This window comes from Paenibacillus sp. NPDC058367, from assembly GCF_042723305.1.
Taxonomy (GTDB): Bacteria; Bacillota; Bacilli; order Paenibacillales; family Paenibacillaceae; genus Paenibacillus_AQ.
Map to the genome: position 1 here is coordinate 19,833 of NZ_JBHXIZ010000003.1, position 25,034 is coordinate 44,866.

Below are 25,034 nucleotides of genomic sequence, written 5' to 3' on the forward strand. Positions count from 1 at the left end.
GGTTAGGGTAAGGCCAACCAACAAAGAGGTGTCCCAGCAGCCATAATGCAGGCTCTGGGACACCCATTTCAGTCTAAATTAGATTAGTCATGAAAATTAAGACCTGACGAAACCGCTTTGACATAACCTGCTCGGATCACGAAATCTCCAAAATGCTCGCTATGCAGACGTTCTTTTGAATAACGATGAAGAATTGGCTCCAGCGTCTCCAGAATTTCTTTTTCATCTATGTTTTCTTTATACATTTTGTTCAAGCGATCTCCCGTAAAACCTGCTCCCAAGTACATATTATATCTGCCTGGACCTTTACCAATAAACGAGATTTCGCCTAGTGCCGGTCTTGCACACCCATTAGGACAGCCTGTCATCCGGATCACGATTTCCTCATCGCGTAGACCAGCTTCATCAAGGACAAGCTCTAGCTTATCAATCAACGAAGGCAAATAACGTTCTGCTTCAGCCATTGCAAGTCCGCAGGTTGGTAGCGCCACACAAGACATCGAACTGCGTCGTAGCGCAGACAGATGAGCTCCGTCCGTAAGTCCATGCTGTTTAGCCAGCTCAGCCACTTTTCGCTTTTTGGCAGTGGTTACGTTAGCAATCGTTAAATTCTGATTCGGCGTAAGCCGGAAATCCCCGGTATGAATCTTGGCAATTTCCCGCAGTCCAGTCATCAACGTGTACCCTTCTTGGTCATGAATCCGTCCGCTTTGGATATAAAGCGTCAAATTCCATTTTCCATTCGTACCCTTCACCCAGCCATAGCGGTCTCCATTATGGTCGAAATGGTACTCACGTGCCGCCTCAAGCTGCCATCCGAGTCTTTCATGCAGCTCATCGACAAACCATTCCAGACCGTGGCGGTCAATCGTATACTTGAACCGTGCATTTTTGCGGACAGAACGATTTCCATAGTCCCGCTGAATCGTTACTGTCTTCTCCGCTACATCGATTAATTGATCAGGACGGCAAAAACCAATGATACGGCCAAGCTGAGGATACGTGCTGGTATCGCCATGCGTCATTCCCATACCACCGCCTACAGAAACGTTGAACCCTACCAGCTTATCATTCTCAAGAATAGCGATGAAGCCTAGATCCTGCGAGAACACATCTACGTCATTTGAAGGAGGCACCGCAAGACCAATCTTGAATTTACGCGGTAAATATACCGGACCATAGATCGGTTCAACTTCTGCCCGATCTCCTAAACTATCCACTACCTTTTCACCGTCTAGCCAAATTTCATGGTAAGCGGGAGTACGTGGGGATAGATGATCACTAACTTTGCGCGCCCATTCATAGACTTCTGCATGCACCTCAGATTGATAAGGATTCGGATTGCTCATTACGTTACGGTTGACATCCCCACAAGCTGCAAGGGTTGTCATTAGCGTATCATTGATGCTTCGAATGGTTTTTTTTAAGTTCCATTTGAGAACGCCATGCATTTGAAATGCCTGTCTTGTAGTCAGACGTAAGGTTCCGTTACCATACTTCTGTGCCAGATCATCCATCACCAGCCATTGTTCCGGTGTAGCTACACCACCTGGGGCAACTACGCGAAGCATAAACTGGAATGCTGGCTCCAGCTTCTGACGTTCCCGTTCATTGCGCAAATCTCTGTCATCCTGCATATAGCTTCCGTGAAATTTAAGCAGCCGATTATCATCTTCAGGCAGACCACCCGTAATCGGATTGCTTAGTGTCTCAACTAATGCACCCCGCAGATAGTTACTCTCCGATTTAATATGCTCAACATCACTTGGAGGCCCGCCGATCGGCTTAACCTTCTCATTGTTTGCCATTGTTGTTATCTCCCCCCGAAGTCATTCGATAACTCCATCTATCCATTAATAGACATCACGCTGGTAACGCTGCGTCTGTTGCATATCTTCCAGATAAGCCGCTGCCGCTTCAGGGCTCAGTCCGCCCTCACTCTGAATCACCGTAAGCAGTGCAGAATGAACATCATGCGCCATGTACTTCTCGTCACCACAAACGTAGATATGAGCACCTTCTTGCAGCCATTCATAAACCTCACGACTCTTTTGTAAAATGCGATGTTGTACATATACTTTCTCTTCGGTATCACGTGAGAAGGCGACATCCAGCTTACTTAGAACGCCATCCTTTAGCATTCTCTGCCAATCAGTCTGATACAGGAAATCTGTTACAAAATGCCGATCCCCATAGAACAGCCAAGATTTCCCTTCCGCTCCCAGCTCTCCACGTTCCTCTAGGAAAGAGCGGAATGGTGCAACACCTGTGCCTGGTCCGATCATGATGATCGGCGCATCCGGATTAGTCGGCAGCTTAAAGTTAGGATTATGCTGAATGTAAATAGGCAATGTATCTCCCGGCTCTACTCTTTCTGCGCAATGCACTGAGCAGACACCGTAACGTTCCCTACCATGAGCCTCATAACGTACAGCTCTGACGGTTAGATGAACCTCATCCGGGTTAGCTTTATAACTGCTGGCGATAGAATATAGCCGTGCAGGAAGCTTCCGCAAAATCGTCACAAAACTGCTGGCTGGACCTTCCCACGGTGAGAAGTCCTGGATCAAATCGAGTAGATCGCGTCCTTGAATATACGCTTTAAGCTCCGGAGCACGGTCTGGAGCTAATAACTCACTCAGCTTGTTTGAAGCAGACAGCTTTGCCGCTTGCTCCAGCAAAGGTTTGGTCAATACAGTGATTTCATAATGATGCAGAAGTGCCTCACGTAAGGCTCCTTCATCACCTTTCTTATTAAACGGAACCTTATCATTAGGATTCCAGCCCATAGTATGAATAATAGCGTCCACCAGTTCAGGATGATTCTCTGGGTATACTCCCAGTGCATCCCCAGGTTCAAACTGTATATTAGAGCCTTCAAGCGATAGTTCCAAATGGCGAGTCTCCCGGTCCGAACCGCGTCCGTTCAAATTCAGATTCTCCAGTACCTCTGCCTTAAAAGGATTATTACGAGTATATAGAGGTTCTTGTGACTCTGCGTCCTCCGCGGCTTGAACCGCTTTTGCAGCAATGGCTGGAGCATTTAAATTTGCATTTAATGCACCAATTACACCTTCAAACCATTCGGCAACGGAATCGTCATAATCGAGATCACAATCTACACGTGGACTTAGGCGCTTACCACCAAGCTCCTCTAACCTCTGATCGAACTCTTTACCCGTCTGACAGAAAAATTCATAAGAGGTGTCTCCCAGAGCCAGAACTGAAAACCGTAGGTTCTCTAATTGAGGAGCTCTTTTACTGTAAAGAAATTCATGAAAAATCCTTGCATTATCAGGTGGTTCACCTTCTCCATGAGTACTCACCAATAGAAGTAGATTTTCAACCTTTTTAAGCGCTGTAGGTTTGAAATTGTTCATCGCGGAGAGTGTGACCTGAAATCCTTGCTCTTCCAGCTTGCGGGACAAGCTCCCCGCAAGTCGCTGGCAATTCCCCGTTTGCGAACCAAATAATATGGTCACTTCCCGTGAGGCTGCTGGTTGGCTCGTTACAGCAGCGCCAACCTCTGTATTTCCAATCTTATTCGATGGCACTTGAAGTTCAGCACCTGCTGGCGCTGCCGCCGTAGTACGTCCAATCGCGGACAAATATCCACTGAGCCATATTTGCTGCGTCTCCGTTAAGGTTGGTAGAAGACGATTGAGAAGCTCGACTTGATTCTCGTTAAAAGGACTGTTCGTTACCTGTAGTTGCAACAATATCCACCTCTCCTAAACATGAAATCTGGTTATGATCCGTGCCTCAATTGAATTTATCTGAGCCTTTTTTAGAACCTCATAAAATCAGGCTATCACAATATTTGTAAACGATCAATGAAGTCATTTTCACCTAAAAATTGTTAATTATTGAAAAAGTATCAATAAAGTACGTAAAAACCGATCAAAACAGTATGATTTGTCCTGTTTTGATCGGTTTCATTATAAAAAATGATACTATTTATAAAATATTGTGATAAATAAAAACTATAAATCCTTCTTACTTTCGGGAAATAATACCTCGCCTACCCCTGTCTTTATCTTCACAATCTCTTCAAGCGTATTTGATAACTCACCTGGCGGATAAGGCTTCGTCAAATACTTCTGTATCACATCATTCAATTGGTTCTTATCTGATTGATCCAGAGCAGAAGAGATAACAATCGGAATATTCTCTGTTCTCGAATCCTCTTTTAGCATTCGGATCAAATCCCAGCCGTCCAGTTCTTCACCAAGCATCAAATCAACCACGATCGCAACAAATGGTGTTTTCAAGGCTTGATCAAAAGCTTGCTGTGGATGATAGTGATGGGTAACACGGAACCCCTTCCCTTTAAGCTCTTCTGATAAAAGCAACGAAAGACTATAATCATCTTCAACAATCATTACATTCGGTTTGAGCTCTTTATCAGCATTCCATTTATTCAGCTCATCTTGCTGCCGGCTTGCTTCTGCATTAAGGATTGGAAGGCTAAACCAAACGGTTGTCCCTTCACCCTCTACCGAATCTATACCGATGGTTCCCTTTTGTTTCTCAATAATTTCTTTACAGATGGCAAGACCGAGACCTGTTCCACCAATTCTTTTGGAGGCACTGTTGTCCACTCGTCTGAATTTTTGGAATAGCTGTCCGATTTGATCCTTTGGAATGCCCAGACCATTATCCTGGATACGCACAATAATATGATCCGGCTCATTATGCAGCAGTACCTTCACTTCATTGTTAGAGGGTGAGAACTTGATCGCATTACTTAACAAATTCGTTAGAACTTGGACGATCTTATCCTTGTCCACATCTACCTCCGCATTCAGAGCCTCATCCACCAATAGCACATGATGTGTGCTACTAAGTTTATATTGATCGATAACCCCAAGGACAATTTCACTAAGATTTACATGCTCCGTGATATACTGCTGCTTCCCTGACTCCATTCTCTGCAGATCCAGAAAATCATTAATAAGCTCAGTCAACCGCTTCGCTTCCTTATGAATCGTCTCCAAATACTTCAGCTGCTTCTCAGGCTTCATGGTTTTGGACAATAGCAGTTCCGTGAATCCTAATACACTCGACAATGGTGTTCTCAGCTCATGACTTACCGTACTGACAAGATCAGATTTCATAAGATCCAGCTCGTACTCCCTAGTGATATCTCTATATACAAACAATGTACCAATTCTAAGCTCCCGGCGGAAAACAGGAATCGCATAAACATCAATATGCTTCTTGGATTCCGTTCCAATGGAGTATTGCATACTGCTGGACTCCAGAGCATCCTCAGAGATTGCCTGTTCAAAAAACGACCGAAGCTCATGGTTCTCATTCGAGCGTTCGATGAAATAATCCATCCATTCTTTTCTAGGAGTCAGTGTACCTTCAATCCAGTCATAGTTAACGATGTTGCACAGCGCCTTATTCATCTGAAGCATCACGCCTTCTGTACTCACGAACTGAATACCTTCGTTTACGTTATTCACGATATCGCGGTTCAGCTTTCGCCCATGTTCAATCTCTTCGTACATGAACAAACGTTCAATCGCCAGAGCTACGCGGTTCATCATTCCTTGAACCTCATTAATTTCTTCTTTACTGAAAGAATGTCCAATCCGGGTCCCGCAAAATACAGCTAGAATCTCATCTTCTGCATTTACAACAGTGGTATAGAAATCATAACAGTAGACCTCATCCGCAGAAATCCCCTGTTCCGATTGCGTAGCTAGACGCTTAATCAGATAGGTTTTTTCCGTCTTCAAACGATATAACATTTCATTGTTCTCATTATCGAGATAACGGTCTACATTTTCCTGAGGAATCCCTTTAACAGCCGCGATCTTATCTTTTACAAGAAGGAAGAAACTCGAATCAAATGAATACAGGTGATGCATGAACTGAATAAACTTATCTGCAAATTCATGTTTATCTAAGGTGTACGTAATGTCATGATTCAGCTGATTATTAAGCTCAAGCATTTTTTTGGTTTGTTCTGTATTCTTCAGCGTTTCCGCTAGCTCCAGCTGTACACTTTTCATAGAGGTGACATCATACGCGATAAAAATGTACTGATAAATCACACCCTCATTGTTTAGATACGGCACGACAGTCAGATGCATCCAGATTGGCAATCCGTCTTTAGTCAGAATCTGGAGTTCATTGCTCCATACCCCACCCGTATATAATTTGTTGAAGATCTTCTGCATTTGTTCTCTAGATATATTATAGAGTTCAAATAACTTATAGGTAAAACCGATAATTTCAGAATTTTTATAGCCGGTATATTTACTTAAATTATCATTCGCGTAGGTAAATACGCCTTTATCTGTAAGGATCCCCACCGCTGAGGATTGATCGAGTGCCTTCATCATACTCTCTATTTCACTAAGCGAACGTTGCAGTCTATACTGCTGATCCTGAAGTTCATCTTGCTGCGCGTGCAGCTCTTCATTCTGCATCATCAATTCTTCTTCTTTGTCCTGAATACTTCTGGCCATATTTAGAAAAGCATTATAAAGCCGACCAATTTCATCTTGATGCTTAAGCTTGCCGAGAAGAATTTCCTCACCGGCAGCCAAGGAATGAGTGGCCCCTTCCAGCTTCAAAATAGGATTAATCAAATTCTTAAGAATCCGCCAGATCATAAAGGTAAAGAACAGTAGAATAATCGTGCTAAAAAAGAAGGCGATAAAGGTGAATTCGTTAGCTCGTTTAATATAATCCATAGCCATGGTATTTAATGCTGCATCGGATCGCTGTCTGTACTCTTTCGTATACGTTAGAAAATCATTCACTGATTTAGTAATACCATCTCCGGATAGTACTCTTAAAGCAGCATAATCATCAGCCTCGACAAGCCGAATTGCTTCCGGTAAGGTTTTATTTTTATACTGGACATAAAATGATTTTAAACCATCTCTAAACAAGGCTTCTTCGGCGGATAAATTAAGATTAGAATACGTATCCAGTATTTGATCAAATTTTACTAAGGCTGCATTTAAGAGCTTTAATTCATTCTCGTCCTTAAGCAAAGTGAATCCCCTAGCTCGGAAAAACACCTCATTTAACGTGCTCGCCATCTCGCTGATCGTGTCTGCTTTATACTGCAAACTTTCACGTTCTCTACTTAATTCATCTTGCTCATAGTTTATGAAAATAAAAAAAACAGTTCCCATAAGAATGATTAAAGAAAACACTAATACAATAATGCGGAAATATTTATTTTTGATGCTGTGATTAGCGTTACTTTTCTTCACCACTCAGGATCCCCTCCACAATCTGCAAGAGTTCCATCGGACTAAATGGTTTCGGCATGAAGTAACGCGCACCTGCTTCAACTGCTCGAATTCGATCTACATCTTGTGCTTTGGCCGTTAACATTAATATAGCTGTAGTTTTCTTTTTCTCCTCATCCAGCTGCTGAAGCACTTCAATCCCTGTCATTTCCGGCATCATATAATCCAGAATCACCAAATCATAAGGATCCGTAGACAGCTTAGTTAGAGCTTCCAACCCATTCTCCGCTGTGTGAATCTCAACATTATCCAAATCTTCCAATGTATCCTCGATTAACATCCGTAATACTTCTTCATCATCCACTACCATTATTTTTTGCATATTCACACAATTCCCTTCGTCTTAGAACAAAAATCTATGAGCCAACCGTTCCATTCGGGACAACAGCTCAGGCATATGGACAGGTTTTACTACATAATCATCGGCACCCATCTGCAGGGCATGTACAATATCCGCCTGATTATTTCTCCCTGTCAGCATGATCACTAATATATTCACTTCCGGATACGTCTTGCGAATTCTTTCCAGGACTTCAACGCCATCAAGATCCGGCATCACACCATCCAGCAGAATGATATATTTCTCATCTATGGAATACCAATCCGATTGCAAGAAATCCAGCCCATTCGCATAACTGCTGATATTCACCTCAGCAATATCCTCCGGCTCCCAAGTATCAATCTGATGAGTCACTATTTTTCGAATCAACGCATCATCATCCACAACAATTACATTTAGAACCGAATGCTTTTTAGTCGACGATAAATGGTCCGTGTAGAGTGTAGTCTGATTCCTTCCGGCATCTTTGCTGGCATAGAGAGCTTGGTCTGCTTCTTCTACAATTTTATCGGCAATATTCTCAGCTTCTGTTACCTCTGATATCCCACTCGAGAAGGTCACATGAAAGACTTCATTCTTTGCAAAAAAGTCAGTGGCAGCAAATTGCTCCTGAATACGGTTTATTACTGTCAATGCAGAACTCGCATCCGTATTTGGCAGGAACACAGCAAACTCTTCTCCACCGAAGCGGCAAAAGGTATCTTCCATACGAATCGAACCCTTTACAAGCTCAGACAAGGACTGTAATACCTCATCTCCGATTAGATGACCATATGTATCATTAATCTTTTTGAAATAGTCCAGATCAATCAGAGCTAAAGAAAACACCCGTTCCGTGCGCTTAAAATCGCAAATCAGCTGCTTCATCACTTGATTAAAGTGTTTTCGATTAAACGCACCCGTCAATTCATCCACAATGATGGATTCCTGCCACTCCCGCTTTAACTCAAAGCGGTTTTTAATCAAAGCCAGAAATAAATCAATATCTACAGGCTTCGATAAAAAATCCATCACGCCCAGCCTATACGCATGCAGTTGAGTCGCTTTGGAGTACTCCCCACTTATAATGATGATTGGAATACGTTCTTTTTTGGCTTTGCCGATAATTTGATTCAAGACCTCAATTCCGCTGATATCAGGCAAAAGAATATCCAGAAGAATTAGATCCGGTTTGGTTTCATAAAAAATCTTGAGACCCCGTTCAGCGGATAAGGCTATGCTTACATAATAGTTCTGCTTCTCCAATGATTCTTTTAAATAAGCCACTAATTCTACATCATCATCAATAAGCAAAATATCATTATGTGGGAGTGCAACATCATTTCCTTTTTTGTCTAACGGCTTAACTGAACCTAGAGAAACCGATGAATCTTGATTAAACAGTGGAATAAGCGGATACAAATAATCGCCCCACTCTTCAATAGACCAGCTCTTAAGGCTACTTTCCATGAAATAGGGCAACGTTGCATCGGCAAACTGTTCAACTTCTTGTAACCCCACTGTTCCTGCCGTACCTTTCAAATTATGCAAAAAACGATAAATGTCCTTCTCGTTAACTTCCGACAGTTCCGACCATTCCTGGAGGGTTTGTTTGGTCCGCTCTTCAACCATATTTTTATATTTTTGTGTAGTCATATTTACTCCTTCAGAGTATCGTATCAATCTCTCACTTCATCATATTTTTCATATACTGTCAATCGAATTTTCTTTAAATTCATAGGACTTTATATAAAAATGATCAAACGGACAAAAAACCTTTGGTTGAAGCTTGCTTCAGCATTTGTAATAATGATTGGAATGGTTCATTCCGTTTACACGGCGTAATCACCATATACAAAGGGAGGCTGTATTTATGAAGGGGATTATTACTGTATTAGGAAAAGACAAAGTAGGGATTATTGCCAAGGTATGTACATATCTTGCCGAGCACAATTTGAACATTCTGGATATTTCTCAGACGATTGTACAAGATTATTTTAACATGATGATGATTGTAGACATTTCTGGCGCGACTAAAGCATTTGAGGATATTGTTGAGGATTTACATTTGATCGGAGAAGCGATCGGCGTGGAAATCAAGCTTCAGCATGAGGATATTTTTAATATTATGCACCGCATTTAGGAGGATGACCATGATATCACTGGTGGAAGTACAAGAAACGAATAAGATGATCCGTGAAATGAATCTGGATGTACGTACTATAACGATGGGGATCAGCCTCATGGATTGTGCACATACAGATATGAGAATTTTTAACCAAAACGTATACGACAAAATCACTAGATCCGCCGAGAAGCTCGTCAAAACAGGTGAAGATCTGGAAAGACAATTCGGTGTACCCATTGTTAATAAACGGATTTCTGTGACTCCTATTGCTATTGCTGCTGGTGCCGTGAAGACGGATACGTATGTGCCTGTAGCGGAAATTTTGGACAAGGCTGCCAAAGAAGTCGGCGTTAACTTTATTGGCGGCTTCTCTGCGCTTGTGCAAAAAGGGTGCACCAAAGGTGATCGTATTCTAATTGACAGTATCCCAGAAGCACTTGCAGTCACTGAAAGAGTTTGTTCTTCCGTCAACGTCGGCTCCTCCAGAAGTGGAATCAATATGGATGCTGTGAAATTAATGGGTGATATCATTATTCAAACTGCGGAACGCACCAAGGATCGGGATTCCATCGGCTGTGCTAAGCTGGTTGTCTTCTGTAATGCTGTCGAGGACAATCCTTTTATGGCTGGAGCCTTTCATGGGGTCGGTGAACGGGAATGTGTCATCAACGTTGGCGTCAGTGGCCCGGGTGTAATCAAGCGTGCATTAGAGGAAGTAAAAGGTCAGGACTTCGAAACCCTGTGTGAAACGATCAAACGAACTGCGTTTAAAGTTACGCGTGTGGGACAACTAGTTGCGCAGGAAGCATCGAAACGGATGAACGTGCCTTTTGGGATTATCGATTTATCTCTGGCTCCAACACCAGAAATTGGGGATTCCATTGCGGAGATCTTTCAAGTCATGGGTCTGGAAGAAGCTGGCGCACCAGGAACAACAGCAGCTCTGGCGATTCTAAATGACAATGTTAAAAAAGGTGGCGTGATGGCCTCCTCCTATGTTGGCGGACTCAGTGGAGCCTTTATTCCAGTTAGTGAAGATCACGGAATGATTCAAGCCGTACAACGTGGTGCTCTTACACTTGAGAAGCTAGAAGCCATGACCTGTGTATGTTCTGTGGGACTGGACATGATTGCTATTCCGGGAAGTACCACCAAAGAGACGATCTCTGGCATCATCGCCGATGAAGCTGCTATCGGAATGGTCAACAACAAAACAACCGCTGTTCGCGTCATTCCTGTCATTGGCAAGGATGTAGGCGAAATTGTAGAATTTGGCGGCCTACTTGGATATGCGCCTGTCATGGCTGTTAACGGCTTCAATTGTGCCAACTTTATCAACCGAGGCGGACGAATTCCTGCTCCAATTCACAGCTTTAAGAACTAATAGAAACCTCAAACAGCAAGTCCCTATTTGTACCTAGGCGACTTGCTGTTTTTTATTGTTCAGAGCTTGAAGATGTTAATGTTATCAGATTTAAGCTCTCTGGATCCCAATATTAGGTGTTCCCCCGGTCAAATCGATAAATAATACATAGTCATTTCCATCCGTGCCCTTCAGCACGAGTCCTGTCTGACTTGAAACTCCCACAGCGAAATATCTGACTTGCTGAAGGCTCGTAGGTGCTGAAACTGGTGACAATGCCTGATTCACCGCGATCAAACGGGTCGCAGTTTTGATGGTGCCTGCACCGCTAATCTCACCGGTAACCCCCAAATGACCGAGCAGGGACTGACTGCCGTTCACCTGAAGGCTTCCCATAATAGTCTGACTACCATTTAATTGCAAGTTTGAATCGATAGTCTCATTCCCGTTGACATGCAGATCATTTTGAATGGTCTGACTTCCTGTAACAAGAATATTATCGAAGGTTGGCAAGACGATCATCCCTTTCAGGTTTTATAGTATATCTTATGTTAGACAAGACAATCCGGTCATAGATAGATATACATCTTTTACTAAATCCGCTTTTTCCTTCAAGATTCAGATTAATGGTCTTATACCTAAAGTCAAATGAACCCCCTACACATATAATGATTAGCAAGACTAGGTGCTAGAGCGAACGACTGGCTCCAATGAATACAGGAGGAATTATGAAGAAGACAGCTACTAGGCTCACTCCTCAAAGGACCTCAACTCACGAAGTCTCCATCAGCCAAGTTCATCAATCGCAACACCATAATCTCATTCTCGAGAACTCTTACAGAGCGGAAACCATAACACGGGAACTAAAGCAATTAAGAGTATTGCTTCTGGTCCCCTCAGAGATAAGTGATAAAATGCCTAATGTACGACTTTTTAAAGATCAGCTAAGGCATCTGGTCAAAGAAGTGCTTGCCATTAAGTTACATCATAATCTAGAAGAATATTTAGCACACTATCAGCCTGATATGATACTAGCCTTGGGATCAGAATCCCTGTTCCCTGAGGAGAATATTCCTGCCCTCAAAGCTTATAACGCTCCTAAGGCCGTATGGATGGCAGACGCGACCTGCCTTACCCGAACAGAACGTAATCTAGCGTTGTTATTCGATTATATTTTCACACAGAACATAGCTAATCTAATCTATTATCAAGGTTTACGTGAGAAACTTTCGTGCTACCTCCCTTATGCTCCAGATACAGAACTCTATTATCCAAGACGTGTCGAGAACCGTTACCACAGTGACGTACTCATTCTCGGCCATTTTCAAATGAATAGTGTTCTTGACACCCTAGCTCATTCGGAACTACTTCATGGTCTCAAGATAATGACCATTGGTAGCGGGTGGGAGCCCACCAAAAATTTCATAGACATCACCTACGATAAAGCAGAAATATCTAACTATTATAATGGAGCAAGGATCATCATCAATTGCACAGGATCTGTGCAGCAAATTATGGAGGTCGCTGCTTGCGGTGTATTTCAGTTCGTGGAAGATCATCCCCATTTTCAAAGTTACCCCATCACAGAAGAAGGCCTTATTCGTTTCCAGAACTTTAAAGAGCTCTCTGAGAGCTTCAAGTACTATATTGCTCATAGTGATGCAAGGAGAAGTTCGGCCTCTCGTGCTCTAAAGGAAGTGAAGTACAATCATTCTTATCTTCAGCAGGGAAAGCTGCTTCTCAAAAAAATATTCACGGAACCATAGGGGGTGACTTGACTTGAAATGCATCGCTTTTGTATTGCCTCAGTTTCATCAGATAGCAGAGAACGATTCCTGGTGGGGAGAGGGATTTACAGAATGGACAAATGTCAGGAAGGCTACAGCCCTTTATCCTGGACATGATCAACCGAAAAAACCGTTAAATAATAACTACTACGATTTAACGGACCCTAATGTGAAACAATGGCAGGCAGAAACTGCAAAAGCTCATGGCATTTACGGTTTTTGTTATTATCACTATTGGTTCAATGGCAGGCGACTTCTGGAACAACCGGTTCAGCAGATTCTTGCCAGCAAAGAGCCTGACTTCCCCTTTTGTCTGTCTTGGGCTAACGAACCTTGGACACGAAGCTGGGATGGCACTGAAGAAGATGTCTTGATGCCACAAGAATATGGAGAAGAACGGGATTGGCGAATGCATTTTTATGCTTTGTTGGAGGCCTTCAAAGATGAACGATATATTTGCGTAGACGGCAAACCAGTATTCATTATCTATAGATCCTCCAGCATCCCTCGGTGTGATGAGATGCTTCAATGTTGGCGTGATTTGGCTCAGCAAAACGGACTTAAGGGCCTTCATCTTGTCCGGACACTGGGCGGATTCCCCCTAAATACAGAGCACGGGTTCGACGCCAGTCTAGAATTCGAGCCTCACTACACATTCGCACATGGCGGTGTAAAGCACTTATGGAGTTCCAAGCAGGTGGAGGATCAAAAGCATATTGTCATTGATTACGATGAATTATGGGAATCTATGTTAGAACGGACACCTCATAGGGATGGGGAAATTATATATCCGGGAGCATTTGTTAACTGGGATAATACACCACGCAAAGGTGCTGCCGGACAAAGTACTTTAGGTGCAAATCCTCACAAATTCGGTCAATACCTGTCACGACAAATTGAGAGGACCAAGAAGATGTTCAAAAGTGATTTTATTTATATTAACGCTTGGAACGAGTGGGCTGAGGGTGCCTATTTAGAACCGGATGATCATTATCGGTATCAATACTTGCAAGCCATTAAGAAAGCCCTTCAATATCATCACAAAGAAGATCCTTCCACGCCGTAGCGTCAGAAGGATCTTCTTCTTTTATTCCTTATGGTCTTTCCGAAGTCTGCACTCTGGCGCTTCTTGCACTAATCATTCTCCAACCCGTTAGCAGTGCAGCCACAAAGCATATGGATGCCGAAGTCATGAACACTACATGCATCCCACTGATAAATAACTCTGGTCGGCCTGGAACTAGACCTGTTACCCGATAACCAGCTTCACTGCTCATCACATGAAAGAGAATCGTCGTAGCTATCGTAATACCAACGACCATCCCCACATTACGAACAAGCGAGTTGACGCTGCCCGCAGAACCAAGCTGAGTTCTAGGCACCTTAGACATCACAAGTGAATTATTTGGCGACTGAAACAGACCACTCCCTATTCCTAACATAGCGATCCACACGCCTACCAGCACAACAGAGCTTCCTTCATGAAGCTCAGCTAATCCAAACTGAGCAATAACCATGACTACCAGCCCTGCAAAAGTTAGGAATTCAGACCCTATTTTATCCGATAAAGCACCGCTTATTGGTGCTACGACTACCATACATATAGGTAACAGCATTAACAGGAATCCCGCTTCAAAGGGCGATAGATTCAGCATATTCTGTGCATAAAACGGCGCGATGATATTAAAGCAGAAGTTCGCTGTAAACACGAGAAACCCACATAAAATACTTAATGAAAACAACGGATTCTTAAATAATGACAATTGCAGTAGCGGTTCTTTCCGGCGAAGCTCCGTCCATAAGAAAGCAATGAAGCTGACTATAGCTACGATTAAAGACGTCACAATTAAGCTATCGCCATAACCGAGCTGCTGTCCCAATAAAAGCCCTGCGAACAAACTTATGATAAAAATAGCGAAGAGTAAACTACCCGGAACGTCTATTGTAGATTTCGTCCTAGTTAAATCCTTAGGCAATACCTTCCAGCCTAACAGGATAGCGATCACTCCAATAGGAATGTTCACCCAAAAGATATACTCCCAGCCTAATGTCGAAACCATTATCCCACCTAAGCTAGGGCCAGCTATACTTCCCAGAGACACGAATGTACCTATGAAACCAAGCGCTTTACCCCGCTCATTGGCAGGAAAGATATCCGTAACGATTCCCTGGCTGTTCGCCATTGTCATCGAAGCTCCGATAGCCTGAATGACACGCGAAGCAAGTAATGCAGGTAAACTTAAACTAAATCCACACAGCATAGAACCAATAACAAAAACTATCGTACCAATCTTAAAGATTCGAATCTTCCCGACAATATCTCCAAGCTTCCCGAAGAAAAGAATCGCAGCACAAATTGCCATCAAATATCCTGTGGTTACCCATTCGATTTGTGCCATAGGCAGCTTCAATTGTTTCGATAATTCTGGCAGAGCGATGTTGACAATACTACCATCAAGTGTGGACATGAAGGTGAAAATATTCAGAACAATTAAAATCATCCAGCGTTTCTTCTGAATTTCCTTGTCTTCCTGATAGGTTGCGCTAATAGAACTCATAAACTAACACCTCATTGAATATAAAATCAACGTTTAGTTGCGTACGCAACAAAACTTACTTACCCAGTGTACATCAATTTAGTTGCGCACGCAACGACTTTATTGTACACTTTGTCTCAGAGTAGCAAATGCGCGAACTATAAACCCAAAGAGGTGTCTATATCTTGGAAAAAGAGCCTATAGGAAAGTTGATTTCCTATTTTCATCGTCAAAATCAAAAGCAATTGGTAAAAAAATTCATGCCCTATGGAATAGGTAGTGGTGGGCAACATAGTTTTCTAAAACTGATTACTTCCAGACCAGGGATTACACAAGATCAACTAACTTCTGAACTAAAATTCGATAAAGCCACCACCGCACGCTCCGTGAAGCAATTAGAGAATTCGGGTTATATTGAACGTAAACCAGATCCTAATGATCGACGCTCTCAACTACTGTATCCAACGCCTAAAGCAATCGATTTCTCGCCAATTCTTCAGTCTATTTTAGATGATTACAACAAGAGCCTAGTTGGTAAATTAACCAGCGAGGAAGTAGAGCAGCTTCGCTACTTACTTCAAAAAATCAGCACTGACGAAGAATAGGACAAAAAAAGAAACTGTCTCAAAAGTAGTAAAGGCTACTTAAGGGACAGCTTCTTTTTTTGAGAATTATTAGGGAAATCCTCCCTAAAAATCAGAGTAATATCGGTATTTGCCAACAAATCAGCGAAATTATAGGGAGAAATTCCCTAATTATCGATCTGTGCTCCCGTTTCCTTGGTGAGGACACTCCACTTTTCCACAATCAGTCCATTCACTCCGCTACTTTTAGAGAAAAAATCTATATCATCCCGTACTTACTTCACCTTTACAGTTTCAGCAACTTCTTTCGTAATCGCCTCCCCGCCGAGGCTCTTCCATTTCGCTACAAAAACATCAAAGTCACTAAGCGGTGAATCGCCCACAATGATATTCAAAAATGTCTCGCTCTCCAGATTTTGCAGCTCCGTCCACTTACTCTTCATTAGTTGGGTGTTTCCGTAAAATACTCCCCGCACTCCCTCAATAGCAGTTGAAGTTAAGACGGCAACTCCATATTTATATGCATTCGCTGCTTTCCAGCCTTCCAGATCTTTCTTTGGTTGTTCAGTGTCCTCCACCCATTGATCATAAATGAGACGGGTATCTGGATTTAATGTTTCCGGGTCTATTTTGCCATGTAAAGCTTGCTGGATATCTGCATAATGTTTCTCTATCGCATCCGAATAATCAATTAAAAGGTCAAACGGATAATAAGCACGCAGCTGAATTCCTGTTTGCGCAGAGAAATCATCAAGCTTCTTAACTTCCTCCGAATTAGGGTCTTGTCTTCTCTCAAGTCTTGTAAACACGTTCAATTGCTTCATAATCGCCTCTGGATGCTCGAAACCTTTACGCACAACAAGGTATCGGTCTGTTACCGGAGCCAAATGAGCAACAAACTTACCAGACTCATCAAGTGGAGCAGCATACGCTCTCCATTCTGCCTTCGTATCGAGAGCAACCGCCTCTGACAAAGGATAATATGGCATCCACCACGGGCCAAAGAACATGCCTGATTTCCCTGTAATAATAGGCTCTTGCGTTTCTTTATAAAGCGCAAAATTAGGGTCCAGCAACCCTCTTTTATACCAATCAGCCAGTTTGGCAAGCGCTTGTTTGGTCTCAGGTGTAATGGATCCATATACAATATTCCCAGCGTTATCCTTGATCCAATTGGTGGGAAAAGCATGCAATGCACTAAACACAGCATCCAGACCATTTACTAATGGCTTTGTCCCATAGATGATATTCTTGTAGCCGCTAAGTCCGACCGTATCTCTTTTGCCATTGCCATCGGGGTCTTTCTCAATAAAAGCCTTCGCAATATTCTCAATATCTTCGAAGGTTTGCGGTGCCTGCAGCTCCAGTTTATCCAGCCAATCCTGACGCACCCAGAGCAGAACAGGCGAATCCGCATCAATGGCTACATTAGGCAATCCGTATAATTTGCCGTATCGAGAAGCATCGGATAGTGCCTCACCCTGAGTAGAATTGTACATGTCCTTAATTAAATCAGAGCCATATACATTGTAGGTCTCTGTAAGGTCCTCTATCATGTCATTATCAATGAGTTTCTTCAATTGATCTCGATCAACAACCATCGCATCCGGCAAATCATTGCTATCGATCGCAAGCTGTGCTTTTTGATTAAAAGCATCTTCACCCTTCGCTTCCCAAGAGTGAACTACCTTGATATTCGTAATGCTCTCCAAATAACGGGTGATTGGATTGTTGTCGTTGCTGTCACCTGTATTTAGCCTGGAATCGGGAACCTTAAATCCTACACGAATCACGATCGGATCTTCGTATTTGCTATACGCTACAGAAGCATCTTCGACCTCACCCTGAGGACTTCGAGTAGAATCTACTGTTTTGTTCTGGTCACGGCATGATGTAAGTCCGATCATCATTACAAGTAAGAGGATAGATTTACACAATCTCATCATTGATCCTTCCCCTCCGCACGATATTCACTCGGGAGTTGACCAATACGTTCTTTGAACAGTCTACTGAAATAACGGTCATCTTCAAAGCCAGACCTTGAAGCAATCTCACAGACGGGTAATGAAGTCTCCCGCAATAATGATTTAGCCAACTCAAGCCGCATTCCCCGTAAACATTCACCGAATGTCTCCCCGGCAAAACGAGCGAAACATTGACTGAAATAACCACGGCTCATATTAATTTCCGCCGCTACGTCGCTCTGATTGATTTTGTCACCTGCATGGCTCTGCATGTAACGAACTGCGCGAATAAGGCAAGACATCACCTCTTTAGTCAATCCTAGCTCGAGCATTCTCCTTCCCACATGATCAGAAAATCGGCGCAGCCAGGTCTTCCAATGACACCAGTTCAAATTAAACGAAATATCCCGTTCCAGTTGAACAGCATCCTCTGACTTCAAAAGTAAAGAACTCCAGCTTTGCAAAAGGGAATGGGCGAACGTTAGAAATCTATCCTGCCTTGGCTTCTGCAGGAGTATGTTCGTTACAAAATTCTCCCATTCGTTTCCATCAATCGTCCACTTGAGATTTTGAGCTTGCACGAATAGATCAGCTTCATCCGGTTTTAAATGGGGAACCGCTATTTCCTTCTTTAGTTCCTCATAATTCAGAAAGGTCAGTTCTTCAGCACTAGAATGATAAAATAGCATATGCCGAAGCTTCGTGGTGAGTTGCTCCTCCAATTCCTGTAGTGACTGATCTCTTAACCCACTGATGAGCGCGGTCTGCCATCTCCCAGAAAGCTGGTTCTTAAGCTCACGCTTCCCCTCCACTTCCGAGAACCGGTGAAGCAAGGGCGACATCCACATCTCATGAAAGGTAATCAGCGGATTATTCTTCACGAAGGATAGGTGAAATAACTCTTCTTCATTACAGTGGTTGCTTAATGGTAAATAGAGCAGTGCCTTGTCTGCAGCTATCCTTTTACCTTCACCATGAACCAGTGCATCCCTTGTATTGTCCTCCCATTTGATGCGATCGACCAGGCGACGTATAGTCTCGTCCGCATTTTCCATCTCCAATAGAGTTTTGACAATATAATCAACGGCTCCTAAACGCATGGCCTCCTGCACATAGTCAAACTCATGATGGCAAGTAAGCACAACACAGCGAATACCTGCGAAACGCTGCCTTACTAGTTTAATTAGCTCGAACCCAGAAATGCCGGGCATGGTCAAATCTACAAATAACAGATCCACATCCTGTTGTTGAAGTAGCTCCAAGGCCGATTTGCCATCTCCCGCCTCGCCGACAATCACAACCCCTAAGGATGACCAATCAATTAGAGATATGAAGCCTTTCCGCACAAGTCTCTCGTCATCAACCACTACAGCCTTAATCATCGAAGTCCTCCTTACCTTTCCTCGGAATCACGATAGATACAACCGTACCTTCCCCTAGCTTGCTGTACATCTCTAGCTTCATTTGTTCTCCATAGTAGGTTCTGAGCATCCGGTTCACGTACGAGAATCCGATTCCGAGCCCCCGTTTCTTGGCGCCATCCTCTGACAGCAGTTGATCTAACGTATCCGCATCCATTCCAGCCCCATTGTCTCTTACACACAGCTGAACTTCTCCTTCACCATGCTCTGTAATCAAGACGTCCACCCTGCCATTATCGCTTAGTCCATGATAAATCGAGTTCTCAACAAGAGGTTGAAGTAAGAATCTGGGGACAGCCACAGACAATACATCCTCATCAGCCTCCACGTTAAATTCGAATTCATAGTCATAACGGATGCGCTGCAGTTCCATATAATTTCGGATCGCTTCAATTTCCTCTCCAAGGGTAACAATGATGCTTTGCTTGCCCAGATTATAATGCAGCACCTTAACAAGAAGGGTAACCAGCTTGTCGATCTCCTTCTGACCGTTAAGCCTTGCCATCCACTGCACCGTGTTCAATGTATTATGCAAAAAATGAGGGTTAATCTGGCTAAGTAGCTTTTCAATCTCGAATTGGCTTTTCTGCTTCTCATTATGGGCTACCGCAACAATCAGCTCATTCACCTGTTTCTTCATCTGCTGGAAGTTACTGAGCACAAAATCAAACTCTTCCACATTCGTGTAGGCAACCGGAGAGGTAACATTTTCCGCCATTCGATTAATTTCAAGGTTAACCTTGCGCAAAGGACCATAAATCTTTTTCCAGATCATCAAAGCCAGAACTCCAGCAAAGAGTAGTGTCGAGAACGCGAGCAGGATCATTTTATAGAACCAAGAATAAATTTCACTGTTGAATTCGGACTTTTTAACTACTGCAATAAGCTTCCATCCCTGTGGGCTAGCGTATCGAAACAGATGATATCCGGTAAGTGTTTCATGTGATAGATTAGAGTTGCTTCCAGCAGCTTTGATAATTCCTTGAGGCAATTTACCATCAATGACATAAGTGCTAGAGCCCTGTTGATTCACAAGCAAATGGTTAACCTTCATCCCGTAAGATTCCTGATTAAATATTTTGCGAAGCAGGCTATAATTCGTCTCTAAATAAATATATAGCTTATGCTCACCTGGTACGCGTACAATGCGCTGCTCTGAGAACACGAGATTATCGCCGACGGCATACATCGTAGAATGAGGTCCATAATAATCAGCTCCGTTATATCGCATAAAAGAAGGTAACGTACTGATATCGAAATTTCTGCGCGCACTCATATTCGTGAACAGAACCGGATCATCACTGCTTGGCATAATGTAGGCTGTAAGTCCAATGTAGGGATTCGTGAAATTAACGAGGTTGATCTTCTGGTTGATGGAGTTCATCATTTGCGATTTGCGATAAATTTGCTTTTCCTGAATAAATGAGGACATTTCTTCCACAATCTGACCATCCAGCGCAAACTGTTTAGAGGCAAAATCCATATTGTCGATGGCATTCTCCAAGCTAGAGGCTTCCTGTTTCAAGCTTGCACTTATACCATTGCCAATTTTCCCTGAAAGAATAGAGTAAATAGAGGTGTAGGTTACGAATCCTACTAAGAGAAGCGGAAGAAGTGTTCCGATAACTAGATAGATGAATAAGGTATTCCGTAAGGATTTGACAACTGGGGTATGATTACGCTTAAGTACTCTTACCATCCGAATGATCCTCTTCCTTCTTCCTGTAAGCGTTCTATATATATCAATGTGAGAATACCACATTTATCCTTAATTGAATAGAATAGGGCAGAACAGCCTCCACGCCGCCCCGCCCTATTTGTATTTTTCTAATCACACCTTATTTTACGCTTTTACGAGCCTCGAACAATTCCTCTGCCTTTTTAATCGAGAAATCCATAACTTCGGCATAGCCGAGACCATTCACCTTATCATGCATTTCTTTATTCAATTTGTCATATTCAGCTTGATCTTTAGCAAAAACCATTTTCCAAGAAATTTGTTGAATGACCGTACCAATTTGTTTGTTCTTTTGCTCCAGTGTTTTGTCCATCATCAATGGTTCTTTTCCAGTGAAGCCTTGTGGTGCTACGGCCAATAGATTATTTTTCTCAAAATACTCCTTAGGCGTCAGAACGCCCATCTTCGCCCTCCAGTCACTATCAAGCTTAGACGGATTACGCTCTAGGGTTGTCGTCCATAGATTGTGATCGTATGGCTCTTTGTTGTCTGGATTCACCATCGCCGGAACTACAAAAGAGAAGTTCATTTGATTAGAGCCGTAATAGTAGTCACCACCACCATATTCTGCAGGCACTTGTGTATTCTGTTGATCGGCATAAGCCTTCCAACCAAAGTCAGTCACGACAGGTTTACCGCTTGCATCCATATCCCAGGTTAGACCTTTAGGTCCGTTAGGCACCGCTGTTCCGCTTCCTGCAGAGATCATTGCACCTTCCGGAGTATACATCCAGTTAATAAATTCCATAATTCTAGCAGGTTCTTTAGCTTTTGCACCGATTGCTATAATACCGTTACCACCGTATACATTGAAGCCAGTGGAATACATCAGCTCATCCTTGAACGGAACTAATGCAAAACCTTTACCTTCTGCTGTTCTTTCCGGTGTATTGTAGTTTGCTGCCCCTAGCCACGGGAACCAAGAGAACAACAGACGACCATCCTTGTATTTCGCTACAACATCGTCGAATTTTTGTGTCATAGAATCTGGATCCACCAGACCCATTTGGTTAGCTTCAAAATACAGTTTGAGCGACTTCATATACCAGCTGTCTTCGGATAAGAAGTCATAATATTTCTCTTCGTCTGCTTTAACATATACAGCGGTATCAGGAATTTCGTCATAGCCCATCATGTTGGCGAACTGTTTCGCCAGTGTCATTTTATAGTTGCCGTCCCAGTCAGACCACATCGAGAAAGCATAGGTTTTCTTTCCTTGCTCATTTTTGGGCTCAAGCTCTTGCATTTTTTTCAGCACGGGCAGATAATCTTCAATCTTTGAAATTTCAGGTGCTCCGATTTGTTGATAAAGATCCCATCGCAGGTCTGGCCCCCAAGTCATATCTTTCCCTTCAGAAGGTCCAGATGGATTAGAAGCTACGCTGTTTCCGATGCCAAACACTGATGATCCGCCGCCAAAAGCAACCTTTGCTTTCTCAATCGCTTTTGGGAATGTACTCCCAATGTCTTTTCCGTATTTATCAAGAAGCCCTTCTTGTGTCCAGTCTAAGAGAAGCTTTCCTTTGATCGCATTTGGATAATGGTTCTTATCATCACCGAAAATAATGATATCTCCAAGATCACCCGATGCCATCATTGCAGAGATTTTGGTATCTCCACCTGTAAGGTTTGAAGCTACAATATCCATCTCAATATTGAACTTATCTTTGATGATTTTGGCAAACCATCCGGTTTGTGGACCCGCATAGTTAGCTGTTGTAGAGAATACGGTCAGCTTCAGCGGCTTGGAATGATCAAGTGCTCCGTCATCCGGTGCTGCTGTTTTTTCCGCCGGCGCATTCGTTGCAGCGGACGTAGGTTTCTCTGTGCTCGTGTTTTTACCCGAGTTAGCCGTATTATTCCCCCCGCCACATGCTGCCAGAACAAAGACCAGGATTACGGATAGCATGACAAGCGATGCTCTTCTTAGTCTCATTGCTTTATACCCTCCCTTTCGTATCTTCACATATAGTTCAGCTCTGCTCCTAGCAGAGGAAAACCCCATTTCGTTACCGATCCGGTAGCTCATTAGCCCTTAACCGCACCGATCATAATCCCTTTGACGAAAAAGCGCTGGAAGAATGGGTAAACGATTAGAATCGGCAATACGACGATCATCGTTACGGTCATCCGTACAGAGGTTGGAGTCTGCATATTCGCTACACTAGCGGCCATATCTGGTGAATTACGAATTAAAGCTGCGAGCGAGCTGGACTCGTTCAAATAACGCCATAACAAGAATTGGAGCGTAAAGTACTTCGTATCTGTCATCAGAAACGCCGTATCAATAAATGAGTTCCACTGATTCACTGCGGAAAAAATCGTAATCGTAGCCAAAATTGGCGTAGTAAGCGGTACAATAATGCTCCAGAACACCCGCATGTAACCAGCACCATCCATAGACGCTGACTCCTCAAGGGATGGAGGAATGGCCTCAACGAAGGTTTTGACCAAAATGATGTTGATTGGCGTAATAATCGTAGGCAAAATATAAGCCAGATAATTATTGGTCAGATGCAAATTGTGCATTGTAATATACCAAGGGATCAGACCTGCGCTAAAATACATCGTAACCACGACACTCCGGTACCAAATACTCCGGCCCCACATTTCCTTTTTGGTGAACAAATATCCTAAAAAAGCTGAAGACCCCACAGTAAGCAACGTCCCGACAACCGTTCTATACACGGAGACTGTTGCCGCATGTCCTAGACCACTGATTCTTAGCACCTTACTATAGTTATCAAAATGGATCTGTCTTGGATAAAATTTGATATCCCCCGCTGCGCTAAGATCATTCGAGCTGATCGTATTGATGAATAAATAATAGAATGGGTAGATGCATGACAGGGTGAACAATCCAAAGAGCGTATAGATCATAATCTGGAAGATAAGTTCTCCAGCCGTTAGTTTTTTCTTTCTCAAGTGGGATCACCCCTGACTTAAATGATAGATTCGTCACGCACCATCTTAGACAACGTGTTCGCTGCGAATAGTAGAATTACACTGACAACCGATTTCAACATGCTGACGGCCGTGGCAAAAGGAAAGTTGTTCGCGAAGGCGATGTTGTATACATAAAGATCCAGCACCTCAATAGAATCCTTATTCATCGCATTTTGAAAGGCAAAGTACTGCTCCATCCCGTTATTGACTAGATTACCTATGGAGAGCAGAAGCAGTACAAAAAAGGTTGGAATCAGACCTGGAATGGTGATATGCCAAATTTTGCGGAACCGACTTGCACCATCCACCTCAACAGCTTCGTACAATTCCTGATCAATGCCTGCGATTGCAGCAAGATAGAGAATGGCACCCCAGCCTAACGATTTCCACCAGTACCAAACGATCATCGTGACCCAAATATTTGAGCTGGAGGCTAAGAAGTTATACCCTTCATCAACCACTCGAAGCTGCACTAAAATGTGAGTGATGACACCGTTATCTACAGAGAACAACGAGAATGCCAATGCATATACCAGAATCCAGCTGATAAAGTTTGGAATCGTGGTAAGTGTCTGCACCAACTTGCGATACCAGCCTGACTTAATCTCAGTCAACATAATGGCAAAGATCACTGGAAAGATGGATGTAATTAATCCGAGTGAACTCATGGCAAGCGTGTTCTTTAGCACCCGCAGAACCTCTGCGGTCTGTGTCGGGTTAGATACAATCGTCTTGAACCATTTCAAACCAACGTAAGGCGTGTCTGACAACGGTATTCCGGGAATGAAATCATAAAAGGCATAAATCCATCCGCTGATCGGCAGATAATAGAAAATAAAGGTGACAACAAGAAATGGAAAAGCCATGAAGAACAACTTATGTTTGTTCTTCATCTTCCAGCGGGATCGATGAACCGGATCGACGCTGGGAAGCAGTTCGCCAGCAGGTACCCCCATATCGGAATCTC

18 protein-coding genes are annotated in these 25,034 nt (G+C 43.1%); 5 read left to right on the forward strand and 13 right to left on the reverse strand.

Features of this window, described 5'->3' with window-relative positions; translation table 11 throughout:
- Window positions 1-83 precede the first annotated feature (83 nt).
- From cysI to ACFWMP_RS16950, 5 genes are all read right to left on the reverse strand, one after another.
- Window positions 84-1,808, reverse strand: coding sequence for an assimilatory sulfite reductase (NADPH) hemoprotein subunit (gene cysI / locus ACFWMP_RS16930; RefSeq protein ID WP_339242568.1), 1,725 nt, complete (start codon window positions 1,806-1,808; stop codon window positions 84-86).
- A gap of 45 nt (window positions 1,809-1,853) precedes the next feature.
- On the reverse strand, window positions 1,854-3,716 hold the full coding sequence (locus ACFWMP_RS16935; RefSeq protein ID WP_339248628.1) for an assimilatory sulfite reductase (NADPH) flavoprotein subunit: 1,863 nt from the start codon (window positions 3,714-3,716) through the stop codon (window positions 1,854-1,856).
- 267 nt (window positions 3,717-3,983) lie between these two features.
- Window positions 3,984-7,241, reverse strand: coding sequence for an ATP-binding protein (locus tag ACFWMP_RS16940; protein WP_339797292.1), 3,258 nt, complete (start codon window positions 7,239-7,241; stop codon window positions 3,984-3,986).
- A complete protein-coding gene (locus ACFWMP_RS16945) occupies window positions 7,228-7,602 on the reverse strand; it encodes a response regulator transcription factor (RefSeq protein WP_379424326.1) in 375 nt (124 codons plus the stop codon). The genes ACFWMP_RS16940 and ACFWMP_RS16945 overlap by 14 nt, the downstream gene beginning before the upstream one ends.
- Window positions 7,603-7,623: 21 nt before the next feature.
- Window positions 7,624-9,255, reverse strand: coding sequence for a diguanylate cyclase (locus ACFWMP_RS16950; protein WP_042189978.1), 1,632 nt, complete (start codon window positions 9,253-9,255; stop codon window positions 7,624-7,626).
- A 217-nt stretch (window positions 9,256-9,472) separates the two neighbouring features.
- Between ACFWMP_RS16950 and ACFWMP_RS16955 the strand changes: the two genes are divergently transcribed.
- Both ACFWMP_RS16955 and ACFWMP_RS16960 read left to right on the forward strand, forming a co-directional pair.
- Window positions 9,473-9,742: an ACT domain-containing protein gene (locus ACFWMP_RS16955; RefSeq protein WP_042189980.1), complete on the forward strand. Its 270-nt coding sequence runs from the start codon at window positions 9,473-9,475 to the stop codon at window positions 9,740-9,742.
- Window positions 9,743-9,755: 13 nt separating this feature from the next.
- Window positions 9,756-11,111 carry a DUF711 family protein gene (locus ACFWMP_RS16960; protein WP_483874827.1) on the forward strand — a complete coding sequence of 452 codons (1,356 nt, stop codon included), beginning with the start codon at window positions 9,756-9,758 and terminating at the stop codon, window positions 11,109-11,111.
- A 90-nt stretch (window positions 11,112-11,201) separates the two neighbouring features.
- Here ACFWMP_RS16960 and ACFWMP_RS16965 read toward each other — a convergent pair whose 3' ends face one another.
- Entirely contained in the window at window positions 11,202-11,612 is a 411-nt protein-coding gene (locus ACFWMP_RS16965) for a hypothetical protein (RefSeq protein ID WP_231573315.1), read from the reverse strand.
- 206 nt (window positions 11,613-11,818) lie between these two features.
- Here ACFWMP_RS16965 and ACFWMP_RS16970 point away from each other — a divergent pair, with 206 nt between their 5' ends.
- Window positions 11,819-12,856: a glycosyltransferase family protein gene (locus tag ACFWMP_RS16970; RefSeq protein ID WP_379424328.1), complete on the forward strand. Its 1,038-nt coding sequence runs from the start codon at window positions 11,819-11,821 to the stop codon at window positions 12,854-12,856.
- 13 nt (window positions 12,857-12,869) lie between these two features.
- The gene (locus ACFWMP_RS16975) at window positions 12,870-13,943 is read left to right on the forward strand and encodes a glycosyltransferase WbsX family protein (RefSeq protein WP_379424329.1); all 1,074 of its coding nucleotides are present in this window, start codon (window positions 12,870-12,872) and stop codon (window positions 13,941-13,943) included.
- Window positions 13,944-13,971: 28 nt separating this feature from the next.
- On the opposite strand, the gene ACFWMP_RS16980 is transcribed toward ACFWMP_RS16975, so the two are convergent.
- Window positions 13,972-15,435, reverse strand: a complete 1,464-nt coding sequence (locus ACFWMP_RS16980) for an MFS transporter (protein WP_149646877.1) — start codon at window positions 15,433-15,435, stop codon at window positions 13,972-13,974.
- A gap of 164 nt (window positions 15,436-15,599) precedes the next feature.
- Between ACFWMP_RS16980 and ACFWMP_RS16985 the strand changes: the two genes are divergently transcribed.
- The gene (locus ACFWMP_RS16985; RefSeq protein WP_076284623.1) at window positions 15,600-16,019 is read left to right on the forward strand and encodes a MarR family winged helix-turn-helix transcriptional regulator; all 420 of its coding nucleotides are present in this window, start codon (window positions 15,600-15,602) and stop codon (window positions 16,017-16,019) included.
- A 254-nt stretch (window positions 16,020-16,273) separates the two neighbouring features.
- Here ACFWMP_RS16985 and ACFWMP_RS16990 read toward each other — a convergent pair whose 3' ends face one another.
- The 6 genes from ACFWMP_RS16990 to ACFWMP_RS17015 form a co-directional block, all read right to left on the reverse strand.
- Window positions 16,274-17,944, reverse strand: a complete 1,671-nt coding sequence (locus ACFWMP_RS16990; protein WP_379424330.1) for an extracellular solute-binding protein — start codon at window positions 17,942-17,944, stop codon at window positions 16,274-16,276.
- Window positions 17,941-19,344: a response regulator transcription factor gene (locus ACFWMP_RS16995; protein ID WP_379424331.1), complete on the reverse strand. Its 1,404-nt coding sequence runs from the start codon at window positions 19,342-19,344 to the stop codon at window positions 17,941-17,943. Before ACFWMP_RS16995 ends, ACFWMP_RS16990 begins: the two co-directional genes overlap by 4 nt.
- On the reverse strand, window positions 19,337-21,082 hold the full coding sequence (locus ACFWMP_RS17000; protein ID WP_339242590.1) for a sensor histidine kinase: 1,746 nt from the start codon (window positions 21,080-21,082) through the stop codon (window positions 19,337-19,339). Before ACFWMP_RS17000 ends, ACFWMP_RS16995 begins: the two co-directional genes overlap by 8 nt.
- A 139-nt stretch (window positions 21,083-21,221) precedes the next feature.
- Window positions 21,222-23,057, reverse strand: coding sequence for a type 2 periplasmic-binding domain-containing protein (locus ACFWMP_RS17005; protein WP_379424332.1), 1,836 nt, complete (start codon window positions 23,055-23,057; stop codon window positions 21,222-21,224).
- Between the two features lie 92 nt (window positions 23,058-23,149).
- The gene (locus ACFWMP_RS17010; protein WP_379424333.1) at window positions 23,150-24,046 is read right to left on the reverse strand and encodes a carbohydrate ABC transporter permease; all 897 of its coding nucleotides are present in this window, start codon (window positions 24,044-24,046) and stop codon (window positions 23,150-23,152) included.
- A 17-nt stretch (window positions 24,047-24,063) separates the two neighbouring features.
- Window positions 24,064-25,023 (reverse strand): ABC transporter permease, encoded by a 960-nt coding sequence (locus ACFWMP_RS17015; RefSeq protein WP_379424334.1) that lies wholly within the window; start codon window positions 25,021-25,023, stop codon window positions 24,064-24,066.
- Window positions 25,024-25,034: the final 11 nt, after the last annotated feature.